The sequence below is a fragment of the Corynebacterium lipophiloflavum DSM 44291 genome (assembly GCF_000159635.1).
Lineage (GTDB): Bacteria > Actinomycetota > Actinomycetes > Mycobacteriales > Mycobacteriaceae > Corynebacterium > Corynebacterium lipophiloflavum.
Genome location: NZ_GG667193.1, coordinates 178,055 through 192,524 on the forward strand (window position 1 = coordinate 178,055; position 14,470 = coordinate 192,524).

Genomic DNA, 14,470 nt, shown 5'->3' on the forward strand with positions numbered 1-14,470 from the left:
TGACATTCCAGATGTCACGGTCGGCAATTTCGCGACCGTGACCACCTGGGCTTTTGCTGCGCCACTCTCGCCCACCGTGACATTGCGCCTCAGGGAACCCCGGTATCGAAGCAGCTGTCTAATCCAATATGGACAATACGTACGGCGAACCGGACTGGCGTTCCCCGCTAGCCGAATCCCTGGTCGACCTGCGCTCGCTCCCGTTGGATGATCCCCTCCGGAATCTCGAGAAAAGTGGGCTCGTCCGGGTGGCGGGCCAGATCGCGATGCCCATCGATCTCTTCGCAGGGTTGGCTTTCCACGAACAGCTTTCGTGGAGGCGCTGGCACGCGGCCGCAATGCCTACCAGGCAGTTCTCACAGGGAGATCGGCGGCGCGCGTGCTGGGCATGTGGGTGGTGTCTTTGTCGCCGGAGCCGGTTGAGCTGGCACTCCCTAGCGGAGAGGTCCCGCCGACGTATCGGAGGGATCGCAGCGTGGCGTGCCGTCGCCGCTGCGTCGACACGTGGGTCGATGTTTACGGTGTGCGGACGACCCCGCCGATCCGGACATTCATCGACATCGCCCGCGATCACGGCTTCGCGAAGGGGCTGATCGCGGCCGACTGGCTTCTCGCCAACGGCTTCGAGCGCGATGATCTCTACCGGGAGCTCGCCGCCGCGGGGCCGATGCGTCACGTGCGTGTCGTGCGCCGTTGCATCGCATTGGCCACGGCGCAGTCGGAATCGCCGTACGAGTCCCTCGCGCGCGCCGTTCTCATCGAGGCCGGTGTGCAGGGCATCGAGCTGCAAGTGTGGGCTGGAGGCTTCCGCATGGACATGCTTATCGGCGGCTGGCTGGCAATCGAGATCGACGGCGACGTGAAGTATTCCGATGATCCCGGGCTGACGATCCGGCAGGAGTACGAGCGTCAGAAGTCCTTGGGGAACATGGGGTTTGTTTTTCTGCGGTATAGCCCGCGGCATCTGCGGGAGAGGCCGGGTGACTTTGTGCAACAGGTTCTGTTCAGGCTTGAGGCGGCGGCTCCGCACGGCGCGTCGCAGTACCCGCGGCAGATCCGAAGGTAATAGTGTTGCTAGTGTGACTACTGTGAATCCTGGTAACGGAAACCGCGACGACTTCGCGGGCGAGGTGGATGAGTACCGCGGTTCGCACCGCCGCGACGAGGGCTACGACGAGGGCTACGACGAGGGCCGCGAAGAAGGCTACGACGACGCTGGCGGGAGCACCGCCGCGGTCGCCGGGGGCATCCCGAAGCGGGGACTGGCGATGATCCTCATAGCCGTTGCCTCAATTCTGCTGCTCTGGGGCCTGTACGCTCTGACGCAGAAGGACGGCGCGGACACACCGAACACAGCTGCAAACACCGCGAACCCGGCGGCGGGCTCGGCACCCGCCCAGCAGCCGAAGCAGCAGCCCCAAAACCAGCCACAGAACCAGCCACAGAACCAAAACCCAGCTCAAAACCCGGCACCCCAGAACCAGAACCCAACCCAACCCCAGAACCCCACACCAGCACCAGCCCCCGCGCCCAACCAGGGACCGGCGCTGACAAAGGCAAACGCAATGGTGTTCGTGTTCAACAACTCGCCCAACCCTGGCCTGGCCGGCTCGACGGCGGACAAGCTTGCCCCGGAGTACACGGTGGCGAACAAGAGCGCGGACTCCACGACAATGAACTTGCCCGAGCAGCGTTACGGTATTTTCCCGCGCACGACGGTGTTCTTTGATCCGTCGATGAGCGGTGCTGAGCAGGTTGCGGCTGAGGTGGCGCGTCAGGTGGGCGGTGTAGCCACGCCGGTTACGGACGTGCCGCAGGGTGCGACGCTACCGGATCAGGTTCGCGGCAACCGCGAGGCCATCTCTGTCGTGCTCACCGGCTAACATTGCCTCATGGATCCGTTCCGTGATTTTGCCAGGTCCCCGAATCCGACGCTGGGCGTCGAGTGGGAGATCTGCCTCGTCGACCCGCAGACCCGCGACTTGGTGCCGCGCGCCGCGGAGGTGATCGACGAGGTCACCGCGCGCAACCCGGATCTGCACTTGGAGCGTGAGTTCCTGCAGAACACCATTGAGCTGGTCACGCCGGTGTGCCGTAACACGGGGGAGGCGTTGCGCTTCCTCACTGACGCCACGGAGAAGGTGCGCGCGGTGGCGGAGGAGGAGAACCTGCGGCTGTGGGCGTCGGGTGGTCACCCGTTCTCGGATTTCCGCAAGCAGCCGCTGAGCCCGAAGATCACGTACAAGGAGATCATCAACCGCACGCAGTATTGGGGCCAGCAGATGCTGCTGTGGGGCATCCACTGCCACATCGGTATCCGGCACGAGGACCGTGTGTGGCCGATCATCAACGCGGTGATGACCAAGTACCCGCACCTGCTGGCGATTTCGGCCTCGAGCCCGGGGTGGGACGGCCTGGACACGGGCTACGCCTCGAACCGCACGATGCTGTACCAGCAGCTGCCCACCGCGGGCATGCCGTACCAGTTCCAGACGTGGGACGAGTGGGTGCAGTTCATGCGGGATCAGCAGACGTCGGGCGTGATCAACCACACGGGCAGCATGCATTTCGACGTCCGCCCGGCCGCGAAGTGGGGCACTATCGAAGTCCGGATCTCGGACGCCACGTCGAATCTGCGCGAGCTCGCCGCGATTGTGGCACTGACGCACTGCCTGGTGGTGCACTACGACCGCATGATCGACGAGGGCAAGCAGCTGCCCACGCTGCAGCCGTGGCACGTGGCGGAGAACAAGTGGCGCGGCGCGCGCTACGGCATGGACGCTCTGGTGATCACGAGCCGCGCGACGGACGAGCGCTGGGTCACCGAGGAGCTGGTCGACTTGGTCGACAGCCTCCAGGGCGTCGCCGCCGATCTCGGCTGCGTGGAGGAGTTGAACCTGGTGCTGGAGATCCTCGAGCGCGGCGCGGGGTATCAGCGCCAGCGCAGGCTTTTCGACGTCCACCGTGACTGGAAACCGGCCGTCGATCTGGCCTGCGACGAGTTGACCTCCCTGACCTGGGGCTGATCCCGCTTAGCGCTTCGGGGCGGGGCGTTCGTTGACGGTGAGGGCGTCTTCGCCGCCGTAAAGGCCTTCGAGGCGCGAGACGCGCCCGAGGCGCTGGGCGGTGACGGGGTTGGTCATGAGCGCGAAGATGACGAGCAGGACGAGCATGCCGATGTCGCCGCGTTCGTGGACACCGAAGTCGGGGGAGCCGATGACGCGGATGATGGTGCCCACGACCATGAGCACCAGGCCGGTGGTCTGGGGTTTGGTGATTGCGTGGATGCGCGCGAGGGTGGATTTAAAACGCACGGATCCGACGGCGGCGGAGAACACCATGAATGCGCCGGGGAGGATGAAGATGAGGGAGATGATGTCGGTGATCATGAGATGTCGTCCCTTCGGCGAAAGCGGGCCACGGACAGCGAGGCGATGAATCCGAGCAGCGCGATGACAATCATCGCGTTGACCACGGTGGTGTCGATGGTCCAGCAGATGTAGAGGGCGAGCACGCACTGCAGTGAGGCGGTGAAGGCGTCGTTGCCAAGCACGCGGTCGAGCGAGTTGGGGCCGACGACAATACGCCAGCCGATGATGAACAGGCTGGCCACGAGAAAGGCGGCGGCGATGCCGAGGAAGATGTTGTACAGGTTCGGGTCCATGGCTTAGCCCCTGCTTTCGAAGATGTCGATCATTTGGCGCTCTAGCTTTGCCACGCTGCGGCGTTCCCGCGCGATATCCTCTTCGGTCTCGGCGTTGAGGACGTGGATGGTCCATTCACGGTTGGCGATGTCGAGGTCGGTGACGGCGCCGCCGGGCTGCAGGTTGTAGGCGCAGGTGGCCAGGTAGAGCACGAGCTCGTTGGAAACCCGCATGGGCACTTTGAGGATGGCGCTGCGCGGCGGGGCGGCGGGCCGCAGCGCGAGCCACGCGACCTTGGCGGAGGCGACGATGAGGTCGCCGAACCACACGATCACGAATACGGCGAGTTTGCTCCAGCGGACGCGGTGGTGGTCGCGCGGCACCTTCGGCAGGGGCAGCGCTAGCACGATGAGCAGGGCGAGCGCGAGGCCGCCGAGCACGTTTCCCCAGCTGATCTCGCCGAGAAGGATCACCCACATGAGGGTCAGCCACAGCACGAAGTGGGGGCGGATTCGGGCGCGTAGTCCTTGCATAGCTTATTCCCCTTCCGTTTCGCCTTGGGTGGATTCGCCCATGAGGTTGCTTTGCGCCACGGGTTCGGGAACTGCGGCGGTGGTGATGCCCTCAGGCGGGGCAGGGGTGGTGGTGCGGATGTCCAGGGCGTCGCGTTCTTCCTGCATCGTCGTCTGGTCGAGGTTGCGTGTCGGATCTGTGTAGCCGGGGCGCAGGACGGCGTCGCGGTAGATGGAGCGGTCCTGGGCGGATTCGGCGGCCCGGTCGGTCACGGCGGAGATGGGCCCGGCGAGGAACGTGATGGCCAGGGATGCCGCGATGAGCAGCGTGGTGGACAGGAGCATGCCGGGCGGGACGCGGCCGACGTCGGAACGCTCGTCGATGGTGACGGTGGACTGCCGGTCGGACAGCGCCGAGGGTTTGTCGATGGCGATGTGGCCCTCGGGCGCGTCGGCGCGGTCGCGCAGGAAGCCCTTGGACCAGACCAGGATCATGGCGTAGAGGGTCAGCAGCGAGGTGACCACCGCGCCTCCGATGAGCACCCAGGACAGCCAGGAGCCTTCGGCGGCGCCGGCCTCGAGAAGCATGATCTTGCCCAGGAAGCCGGAGAAGGGCGGGATGCCGCCCAGGTTGAGGGCGGGGATGAAGTACAGCAGCGCGATGACGGGGGCCGTGTAGAGCAGGGACCCGAGTCGGCGCAGCTGGGACGTGCCGGCCTGGCGCTCGATGAGGCCGACGACGAGGAACAGCGAGGTTTGCACGAGCACGTGGTGCACGGCGTAGAAAATGGCGCCGGAGAGGCCTTCCATGGTGCCCAGGGCAACGCCGAAGACCATGTAGCCGATGTGGCTGACCAGGGTGAACGAGAGCAGACGCTTGATTTCGTTCTGCGCGAGGGCGCCCATGATGCCGACGATCATGGTGGCCAGCGCCACCCACATGAGCATCCCGTCGAGGGAGCCGTCGGTGAATACGGTGGAGCGCATGCGGATGATCGCGTACACGCCCACCTTGGTCAGAAGGCCGGCGAACACGGCGGTGACCAGGGACGCTGCGGTGGGGTAGGAGTCGGGTAGCCAGGCGTCGAGAGGCACGACGGCCGCCTTGATGGCGAACGCCACGAGCAGGGTGGCGAAGATGGCGGTGCGGGTGCCCTCCGGCAGGGCTTCCATGCGCTCGCCGGCGTGGGCCATGTTGATGGTGCCCACGGAGGCGTAGATCATCGCCAGGGCGAACAGGAAGATCATGGATGACGCCATGGACACCATGACGTAGCCGATGCCGGAGCGCACGCGCGCCGGGGACGCGCCGAGGGTGAGCAGGACGTACGAGGCGACGAGGAAGATCTCGAAGCCGACGTAGAGGTTGAACAGGTCGCCGGCGAGGAACGCGAGGTTCACGCCCATGGTCAGCAGCATGTACACCGGCAGGAAGACGGCGACGGGGTCGTCCTCGTCGCCGTCGCGAAGCCCCTGCGAGATGCCGTACCACATGACGGCGACCAGCACGATGGCGGAGACGAGCAGCATGATGGTGGCCAGGCGGTCGGCGACAAGTGTGATGCCGATGGGCGCCTCCCAGCCGCCGAGCTGCACCGTCTGGATGCCGTAGATGTCGGTGACAATTAGCAGCGCCGCGGCAATGCCGGCGAGCGCCAGCAGGGTGATGAACGCGATGGTGCGCTGCAGCGCAAGGTGGCGGCCCGAGACCAGGATGAGCGCGGCCGCAATCGCGGGCAGCAGTACGGACAGCGGGATGAGGTAGGCGACGTAGGGCAGCACGGCGGCGGCGAAGTCGAAAATATTAGCGGACATCGTCGGCCTCCTTCACGGGTTCCTCAAAGGAGCGGGGGCCGAACTCGTCACCGAGCGCGCTGGCGCGGCCGGTTTCGGGGTCGTCGGACGCGTCATGGTCGGGCTGCGCGGACGGGGTGACCGGTCGCGCGGCGATGGCGCGATCCTCCTCGTCGCGTTCGATGACGTCGTCGGAGCGGTAGCGGTACTGGCGGTAGGCCAGCGCGAGCATGAACGCGACGAGCGCCATCGCGATCACGATCGCGGTCAGGATCATCGCCTGTGCGAGCGGGTCGGAGATCTGCTCGCCGTAGAGCTCGTTGTCGCGGGTGAGAATGGGCGGGGAGCCGGCTTGCCCGCCGGACTGCAGCAGCAGGAGGTTGGCGCCGTTGCCGATGAGCATGATGCCCATGATCATGCGCGTCATCGCTTTGTCCAGCAGCAGGTACACGCCGGCGGAGATGAGCACGCCCGAGCCGATGAGCAGGAACAGGTTCGCTTCCATCTACTCGCTCCTTTCGGTTTCGCTAGTGCTTATCGACGCCCTCTCGCGACGCTTCTGCGTATGCAGCGCGCGTCGTTTCTCGTTCTTCTCCTGCAGTGCGCGGGCGCGTTCGCGGGCGCGCTGCTTGCGGGCGTCCTCTTCCTTGTCCAGGTGCGCGCCGACGGAGGTGAGGATGTGCATGATGAGGCCGACCACGATGACGGAGACCCCGGCGTCGAAAAGCAGGGCGGAGGGGATGGCAACTTGGCCGATGAGCGGGAGGTCGGGTTCGATGTAGCCGGAGGTCAATGGCGGGTAGCCGAAGAACATCGGGGCCACGGCGGCGGCCGCGGAGAGCAGCAGGCCGGTGCCCAGGATGGCCTCGGGGTTGACGGGCAGGGCTTCCTCGATTTCCTCGCGGCCGCCGGCGAGGTAGCGCAGCGCGAACGCCAGGGCGGCGACGAGGCCGCCGGCGAAGCCGCCGCCGGGGGCGTTGTGGCCGGAGAAGAAGAAGTACGCGGCTAAGAGCATCATCGACGGGAAGAGGATGCGGGTGGCGGCCTCGACCATCATGTGGCGGTTTTGCGCCGTTTCGCTGTTGACGGACGAGGACAGCCAACGCGGCACGGCCGCGGAGAGCACGGGGCGGCGCGAGTCGCGGTAGAAGGAGCCGGTGCCGAAGATGAGGCTGGCCACGCCGGTGGCGGCGATCGCCAGCACGGTGATCTCGCCGAAGGTGTCGAAGGCGCGCAGGTCCACCAGAAGCACGTTGACGGCGTTGCGGCCGTGGCCGATCTCGTATGCCAAGTCGGGCATTGGCCCGGAAATGGGTTCCGCGATTCGCGAGGAGATCGCCGTCATGGCGACGATGACCACGGACAGGCCGGTGCCGATGGACAGCCAGGCCCGCAGGCGCACGTCCGAGTCACCGCGGTTTTCCAGCTCGGTGGGCATCTTGCGCAACACGAGCATGAACACGACCATGACGATCGTCTCCACCAGCACCTGCGTCAGCGCGAGGTCGGGCGCGCCGTGTAGAGCGAAGATGAGCGCCAGGGAGAAGCCGGTCAAACCGACCATGACCACGCCGGAGAGCCGGTTGCGCTGCAACGTCGCGGCCACGGCAATCAGTGACATGAACACTATGGTCATTCCCTGCCAGGGGCTGTCCCACACAATCATGCGGATGTCGGTGGACGGCCCAAGAATGAGCCCCGCCAGGGGAACCACCATGAGCACTAGAAAGATGGTAGCCAGGTTGATGGTCAGCGAGCCGCGCTGCGTCGACGCCGTCAGGCGCAGCGACGCGATGCGCAGTGTGCGGATGATGTTGTCCCAGACATCGTCGGCGTCGCCAAGCGCGGGGCGCTCGAACTGCGCCTTGGCCACCACGTCGCGCTGCCAGAACATGAGCGCGCCGGCACCGATGATCACTCCAGTAAGCAGCAGGGGAATAGTAAACCCGTGCCACAGGGCCAGGTAGTTGCCCTCGACCTCGGGGAAACGCACGTTGAGGTACTCGTTGAAGGCGCGGCTCATCCAGCCCGGGAAGAGGCCGAACGCGACCGTGAGCGCGGTCAGGATTGCCGGCGACAGCCACAGGGTGGGGCCGATGGAGTCCATCTGCGCAACTTCCTCCGTGGTGGCGCCCCGCTTGGTGGCGAAGGCCCCGTGGATGAAGTACAGCGAGTACGCCATGGTCAGGATGGAGCCGGCGACCAGGCCCACGAGCAGCATCTTGCCCGGCATGCCGTGGAGCAGCTCCTCGTGCAGCACCGCGTCGAGGGCGGTCTCCTTGGCCACGAACCCGAACAGCGGCGGAATGCCGGCCATGGATCCGGCCGAGATCAACGCCAGCGCGGCCACGAACGGTTCTTTCCTGCCCAGGCCGGACAGTTCACGGATGTCGCGGGTGCCGGTGGTGTGGTCGATCGCGCCGACGATCATGAACAGCGCGGCCTTGAACAGGGAGTGGCCGAACGTCAGCGCCAGGCCCGCCATGGTGGCCTCGCGCGAGCCGATGCCGATGACCGCGGTGATGAAGCCGAGCTGGGACACCGTGCCGTAGGCGAGGATGAGCTTCAGGTCCATCTGCTTCAGCGCCATCCAGCCGCCGAGCAGCATGGTGAAGATGCCTGTGCCGCACACCACGATGTGCCAGGTGGGCACCGCCGCGAAGTCGGGGGCGAGGCGGGCGACGAGGTAAATGCCGGCCTTGACCATGGCCGCGGAGTGCAGGTAAGCGGACACCGGGGTGGGGGCGGCCATCGCGCCGGGCAGCCAGAAGTGGAACGGGGCTTGGGCGGACTTGGTCAGCGCGCCGAGCATGACCAGGATGATGGCTGCGGCGATGCCGGGGGTCTCCGCCACGCCGTCGAACGTCGCGATGTCGGAGAGCTTCCAAATGCCGCTCTGCTGGCCGAAGAGGATGATGCCCACGAGCATGGCCAGGCCGCCGAAGGTGGTGACCATGAGCGCCTGGATGGCGGAGCGGCGTGACGACGCCCGCTCGCCGTAGTACGCCACCAGAAGGTACGACAGGACGGAGGTCAGCTCCCAGAAGGTGTACATCAACAGGAAGTTATCCGAGATGACCAGGCCGTACATGACCATGGCGAACATGGTCAACTGCGCGCCGAAGATGGCCAGGCGGCGCGGGTTGGAGTCGAAGTACCCCCAGCAGTAGAACAGCACGAGAGAGCCGCAGCCGAGGATGATGAGGCTGAACAGGCCCGACAGTGCATCCAGGCGGAAGTCGAGCGTGAGGTTCGTGCTCGGCATCCACTGGTAGGACGCCATGACAGCACCGCCGTCAGCGAATACCCCGCCGTGGAACAGGCTGGCAATCCAGATGAATCCGGCGAGCGGGACTAGGGCGATCAGGGCGAATGCGACACGGCCGATCGTGCGCAGCAGAAGCGGCGCCGCGATGGTGGCGCCGACGAGGGCAATCAAAAGAGACAGCACAACGCGTACCCCTCCTTACTTAAGGTGGACGGGACAGGGACAGCGCCTGTTTCGCGAAACCCGTCCGGAAAGCCGGAGTACAAAAGAGGCAGCGTCTTTCATCACTTCATGGGTTGTCATGCGGCGCGGCCAACCAACGCCGACCACCCTACCAGTTTTTCAGAGGTTGCCGTAGATGCGCTGAGCACCGGAGGACAATGCCGCGGCGACGGAGTGCGCGGGGCTGTGCCCGAATCCGACAGCCCACGCGGTGCGGGTGTGGTCGACCTGGTGGGCGACCTTGACGCAGGTAACAGTGGCTTCATAGAGGGTGATCTCGTGGTAGGAGAGGATCTCGACATAGCGACCGTGCTCGTTGAGGATCGCGCTCATCGCGGCCGCCGGGCCGGTTGCGGTGACCTCGTGGTAGGTCGACTCGGGGGCCTTCGTCTTCGAGGTCTGCGTGACCTCGACGGTGTAGCGGTGATCGCTGAAGTTCAGCTTGTCGACGCCCACGAGGCCGATCTGAACCGTCGGGGCGGGAGCGTACGTGGCGCGGAACAGGCCCCAGTCCATGCCGTGCGCCTCGGCGCGCAGCTCTTTAGGCAATTTGCTGTCGATTTCGTAGCGGATCTGGAACGGATCGCGGGCTTCCGGCAGTGCCGGTGCGTGGAAAGTGGTGGAGCGGGTGGCAGTCGTTGCGGTGTGTGCCATGGTGAGCCGGTGTCCTTCTGGTGTGGCGTGGCGGGGAGGCCGGTCCTTGGATTCTGGGTTGCCCTAGCGACTACTTCCCCGTGCCACAAAGGCCGGCTAACTGCGGCCGGGGTGCGTAGCCTTACCTACTAGGCATACAAGGAGGACTGCTCGTGTCATGGCGATCACACTACTCCGCGAAGATGTGGCACGCAACATCACTATCCCATTTTTCCGCCCGTGTGTCTCACTTACTGAACGTGAGCAGGAACTCCGCCTCCGCCGCGGCGATGCGCTCGATCTCGCTCGGGTCCACGGATTCGTCCACCCCGTGGATGCCGCACAGCGGCTCCTCCACACCGAACAAGGCGATCTCCGCTTCCCGGAAGTGCTCCTGAAGTGTCGTGGTCAGTGGAATCGAGCCGCCGGAGCCGACCACGGCGAGCGAGTCCTGGCCGTACGACTTTTTCAGGCACTCTCCGAGCAACGAAACCGCGGGGCCGTCGATGTCGGTTGCGAAGGGCTCGTTGAGTTGGGTGATACCGACGCTCACCTTCGCGCCCCACGGGGTGTGGGAGACGATGTGTTCCTCGAGCTTTTCCGCGGTTTCCGCGGCGCTCATGCCGGCGGGCACGCGGAGGTTGAACTGGGCGCTGGCGTGCGCGTTGATCGCGTTGAGCGCCTCGCTGACGGGGCGCGAGGTGAACCCGATCATGGTCACAGCGGGCCGGGCCCACACCATGTCGGCGGGTTCGTCGTCCACGGTGCCGTAGAGCTGCACGCCCTCCAGCGCTCCGGCGTCCTTGCGGAAGGTCTCGCGGTCGTAGGCGTCGCCCTCCCACTTGCCCAGGCAGTCGACGCCGTCGATGGTGGTGCGCCCGTGCTCGTCGAACAGTGAGCTGGCTATACGCACGAGCGCGTCCGCCGCGTCAGGGGCGGCGCCGCCGAAGCCGCCAGAGTGGATGTCGCCGGCGAGGGTTTCCACGCTGACCTGGACCTGGGCACCCCCGCGCAGCTGCGTGGTCAGCGTCGGGGTGCCGACGGCGACGTTGCCGGAATCCGCGATGAGGATGACATCGGCGCGGAAGAGTTCGGGCGAGGTTTCAATGAGGCGCTCGAGACCGCCCTGCCCGCCGAACTCTTCGGAGCCTTCGATGACGACCTTGAGGTTGGCGGACGTTTTCCCGGCGGCGTCGAGAAGACGAATCGCTTCCAGATGCATCGCGAGGTTGCCCTTGCAGTCCGCGGCGCCGCGGCCGTACCAGCGCCCGTCGCGCTCGGTGAGCGTGAACGGGTCCGAGGTCCACGCCGCCGGATCACCGGCGGGCACGACGTCGTAGTGGCTGTAGAGCAGCACGGTCGGGGCCTCGGTGTCAACGATGCGGTCGCCGATGATGGTGTCGGCGTTGTCAATCGTGGGGTGGCGCTTGACGTCGAAGCCGAGGGATTCCAGCTCGGCGACCGTCCACGCGCAGGCAGCCTCGTGCTGATCAGCGAGCTCAGGCACGGAGTGCGGCGAGTTGAACGAGACCAGTGCGGACAGGTCGGCGAAGATGCGGTCGCGGTTGGGGGTGATGTTGGGGGAGGTCATGCGCTCGAACGTACCACCGGCGGCGTCGGCGCTTTGGATGCCGGCTTTGGTGTGGGCGGAGGGCGTGACCAGATGAGCTGAGAGCCCCGTTTCGGGGCACTTCCTTGTACATTTCGAACGCCCCGAAGGGTCGGCTGGATGAAGCTATGTAGGTCGGAGGGAATACAGCTCGGGGACCCGAGAATTCCCGGCGATCCATTCGCCGGCCTCTGGGTCAATCCACGATGAAACTCGATGAATGCTCTCCAGAATGTTGCCTACATAAGCTGCTTCTTCCGTAAGGTCATGCCTGATGATGGGTTCGTGGTGCGAGCAGCGGTTACGCAAGGCGTATATGGGGGCGATCCGGGTAATCAGCGCTGAAATGCTATGCGTATAGCCGAGGGCTGCGACAAATTTGGGGTGGAGGGTTGCGGCGTGGCGGCGGACGAGAAGGTGAAACCAGAAGTCGAAGGTGAGTTCCGCAATGACCTTCCCGGGACTAGCTGCCGCCCCGCCAGCGCGTGTGCGAGCCTAATTAACTCCGCGCTTATCCATGTTGTTGAATGCGAGCCCAGCACCCGAGCGCGCGGGAAAATGTGCTGAGGTCTTCCTGGTGGAGTGAGATGTCACGGTCAAACTGGTGCTGGCGTTACCGACCTGGGGTTTTGCACCCCACCACCGCTTGACCGTGACATCTCACCGCTCCAGATGTCACGGTCAAGCCAAAACCGCCTCCACTGACCAGGCATTTCCCGCCCCACCACCGCCTGACCGTGACATCCCACCGCCCCAAATGTCACGGTCAACCCGAAACTGCCATCGCCGACCTGGGGTTTTGCACCCCGCCACCGCCTGACCGTGACATCCCACCGCCACCACGAAACGTCAATCCCGCCCAATCTTGCACTCGCCCGCTCAGACTGCTAAAAATGGGGGTTAGCACTCAAGCAAGTCAAGTGCTAAAAGTTTTTGAGCGGGTGAGGCTGCCTCACTCACCAGCCGTGCCGTCGCGGGCGCCTGCTCGAATCCGACGTTGAGTGGCGCCGTATACCAACACACTCTCAATGTAAGAGGAGCAGCTAACTCACATGGCAAAGATGATCGCATTTGACGAGGAAGCACGCCGCAGCCTGGAAAACGGGCTGAATACGCTGGCTGATGCCGTCAAGGTCACCCTGGGCCCGAAGGGCCGCAACGTTGTTCTGGAGAAGTCCTGGGGCGCGCCGACCATCACCAACGATGGCGTGACCATCGCGAAGGAAATCGAGCTCGAGGATCCGTACGAGAAGATCGGCGCCGAGCTGGTTAAGGAAGTAGCCAAGAAGACTGACGACGTCGCCGGCGACGGCACCACCACCGCTACCGTGCTCGCCCAGGCGCTCGTGCGCGAGGGCCTGCGCAACGTTGCGGCTGGCTCCAACCCGATGGGTATTAAGCGCGGCATCCAGGCCGCCACCGAGAAGGTCTCCGCCTACCTGCTTGAGACCGCCAAGGAGGTCGAGACCCAGGAGCAGATCGCCTCGACCGCAGGCATCTCCGCGGGCGACTCTTCCATCGGTGAGAAGATCGCCGAGGCAATGTACGCCGTGGGCAATGGCGCGGTGAACAAGGAGTCCGTCATCACGGTGGAGGAGTCCAACACCTTCGGTGTCGACCTCGAGGTCACTGAGGGCATGCGCTTTGACAAGGGCTTCATCTCTGCTTACTTCGCCACCGACATGGAGCGCGGTGAGGCCGTTCTCGAGGATCCGTACATCCTCCTGGTTTCCGCGAAGATCTCCAACGTCAAGGACCTCCTGCCGGTTCTTGAGCAGGTCATGCAGTCCGGCAAGTCGCTGCTGATCATCGCTGAGGACGTCGAGGGCGAGGCTCTGTCCACCCTGGTGGTCAACAAGATCCGCGGCACCTTCAAGTCCGTTGCTGTCAAGGCTCCGGGCTTTGGCGACCGCCGCAAGGCCATGCTGCAGGATTTGGCGATCCTGACCGGCGGCCAGGTCATCTCCGAGGAGGTCGGCCTCTCGCTGGAGACCGCCGATCTCGCTCTGCTCGGCCAGGCCCGCAAGGTTGTCATCACCAAGGACGAGACCACCATCGTCCAGGGTGCTGGTGAGCAGGCTCAGATCGACGGCCGCGTCAAGCAGATCCGCGCGGAGATCGAGAACTCCGACTCTGACTACGACCGCGAGAAGCTGCAGGAGCGCCTAGCCAAGCTGGCCGGCGGTGTCGCTGTGATCAAGGTCGGCGCCGCAACCGAGGTTGAGCTCAAGGAGCAGAAACTGCGCATTGAAGACGCTGTGCGCAACGCCAAGGCTGCCGTGGAGGAGGGCATTGTCGCCGGCGGTGGCGTGGCCCTGCTGCAGGCCGCCAAGGAGCTTGAGGACGACCTCGGTCTCGAAGGCGATGAGGCCACGGGCGTCAAGATTGTCCGCGAGTCCCTGTCTGCGCCGCTGAAGCAGATCGCTTTCAACGCTGGTCTGGAGCCGGGCGTGGTGGCCGACAAGGTCGCACACCTCGAGCTGGGTCACGGCCTCAACGCTGCGACCGGCGAGTACGTGGACATGATGGCTGCCGGCATCAACGACCCGGCGAAGGTGACCCGTTCTGCTCTGCAGAATGCGGCCTCCATCGCGGGCCTGTTCCTGACCACCGAGGCTGTTGTGGCTGACAAGCCCGAGCCGGCTGGCGCGGGCGCTGGCATGGACCCCGAGGCCATGGGCATGATGTAAGAGCGCTTCGCTTATCGACGCTCTCGTGACGCAGCAGTGCGCGCACCCCGACGGGGTGCGCGCACTGCTGCTAACGCGAAACGCCAAAAAGGGCAATT

Annotated in this window: 12 protein-coding genes; 4 read left to right on the forward strand and 8 right to left on the reverse strand. The window is 65.2% G+C overall.

Annotated elements, in window-relative coordinates; genetic code table 11:
- Positions 1 to 313 precede the first annotated feature (313 nt).
- From HMPREF0298_RS07460 to HMPREF0298_RS07470, 3 genes are read left to right on the forward strand one after another with little or no spacing between them, the layout of a single operon-like run.
- Positions 314 to 1,066: a hypothetical protein gene (locus HMPREF0298_RS07460; protein ID WP_050758356.1), complete on the forward strand. Its 753-nt coding sequence runs from the start codon at positions 314 to 316 to the stop codon at positions 1,064 to 1,066.
- 13 nt (positions 1,067 to 1,079) lie between these two features.
- Positions 1,080 to 1,883 (forward strand): LytR C-terminal domain-containing protein, encoded by an 804-nt coding sequence (locus HMPREF0298_RS07465; protein WP_157464417.1) that lies wholly within the window; start codon positions 1,080 to 1,082, stop codon positions 1,881 to 1,883.
- Positions 1,884 to 1,892: 9 nt separating this feature from the next.
- The gene (locus tag HMPREF0298_RS07470) at positions 1,893 to 3,026 is read left to right on the forward strand and encodes a glutamate--cysteine ligase (protein ID WP_006840539.1); all 1,134 of its coding nucleotides are present in this window, start codon (positions 1,893 to 1,895) and stop codon (positions 3,024 to 3,026) included.
- Positions 3,027 to 3,032: 6 nt separating this feature from the next.
- Here HMPREF0298_RS07470 and HMPREF0298_RS07475 read toward each other — a convergent pair whose 3' ends face one another.
- The 8 genes from HMPREF0298_RS07475 to HMPREF0298_RS07510 all read right to left on the reverse strand — a co-directional run bounded on the left by HMPREF0298_RS07475 (position 3,033) and on the right by HMPREF0298_RS07510 (position 11,664).
- Positions 3,033 to 3,389 carry a monovalent cation/H(+) antiporter subunit G gene (locus tag HMPREF0298_RS07475; RefSeq protein WP_006840540.1) on the reverse strand — a complete coding sequence of 119 codons (357 nt, stop codon included), beginning with the start codon at positions 3,387 to 3,389 and terminating at the stop codon, positions 3,033 to 3,035.
- Positions 3,386 to 3,664, reverse strand: a complete 279-nt coding sequence (locus tag HMPREF0298_RS07480; RefSeq protein WP_006840541.1) for a monovalent cation/H+ antiporter complex subunit F — start codon at positions 3,662 to 3,664, stop codon at positions 3,386 to 3,388. The genes HMPREF0298_RS07475 and HMPREF0298_RS07480 overlap by 4 nt, the downstream gene beginning before the upstream one ends.
- Positions 3,665 to 3,667: 3 nt before the next feature.
- Positions 3,668 to 4,177 carry a Na+/H+ antiporter subunit E gene (locus tag HMPREF0298_RS07485; RefSeq protein ID WP_006840542.1) on the reverse strand — a complete coding sequence of 170 codons (510 nt, stop codon included), beginning with the start codon at positions 4,175 to 4,177 and terminating at the stop codon, positions 3,668 to 3,670.
- A gap of 3 nt (positions 4,178 to 4,180) precedes the next feature.
- Positions 4,181 to 5,971: a Na+/H+ antiporter subunit D gene (locus tag HMPREF0298_RS07490; RefSeq protein ID WP_006840543.1), complete on the reverse strand. Its 1,791-nt coding sequence runs from the start codon at positions 5,969 to 5,971 to the stop codon at positions 4,181 to 4,183.
- Positions 5,961 to 6,455, reverse strand: coding sequence for a Na(+)/H(+) antiporter subunit C (locus HMPREF0298_RS07495; protein WP_006840544.1), 495 nt, complete (start codon positions 6,453 to 6,455; stop codon positions 5,961 to 5,963). The genes HMPREF0298_RS07490 and HMPREF0298_RS07495 overlap by 11 nt, the downstream gene beginning before the upstream one ends.
- Complete coding sequence (locus tag HMPREF0298_RS07500; RefSeq protein WP_006840545.1) at positions 6,456 to 9,401, reverse strand: Na+/H+ antiporter subunit A; 2,946 nt, start codon at positions 9,399 to 9,401, stop codon at positions 6,456 to 6,458.
- Positions 9,402 to 9,560: 159 nt separating this feature from the next.
- Positions 9,561 to 10,094 carry a hypothetical protein gene (locus HMPREF0298_RS07505; protein WP_006840546.1) on the reverse strand — a complete coding sequence of 178 codons (534 nt, stop codon included), beginning with the start codon at positions 10,092 to 10,094 and terminating at the stop codon, positions 9,561 to 9,563.
- A 226-nt stretch (positions 10,095 to 10,320) separates the two neighbouring features.
- Positions 10,321 to 11,664 carry a M20/M25/M40 family metallo-hydrolase gene (locus HMPREF0298_RS07510; protein WP_006840547.1) on the reverse strand — a complete coding sequence of 448 codons (1,344 nt, stop codon included), beginning with the start codon at positions 11,662 to 11,664 and terminating at the stop codon, positions 10,321 to 10,323.
- A gap of 1,070 nt (positions 11,665 to 12,734) precedes the next feature.
- Here HMPREF0298_RS07510 and groL point away from each other — a divergent pair.
- The gene (gene groL, locus HMPREF0298_RS07515; RefSeq protein WP_006840549.1) at positions 12,735 to 14,372 is read left to right on the forward strand and encodes a chaperonin GroEL; all 1,638 of its coding nucleotides are present in this window, start codon (positions 12,735 to 12,737) and stop codon (positions 14,370 to 14,372) included.
- Positions 14,373 to 14,470: the final 98 nt, after the last annotated feature.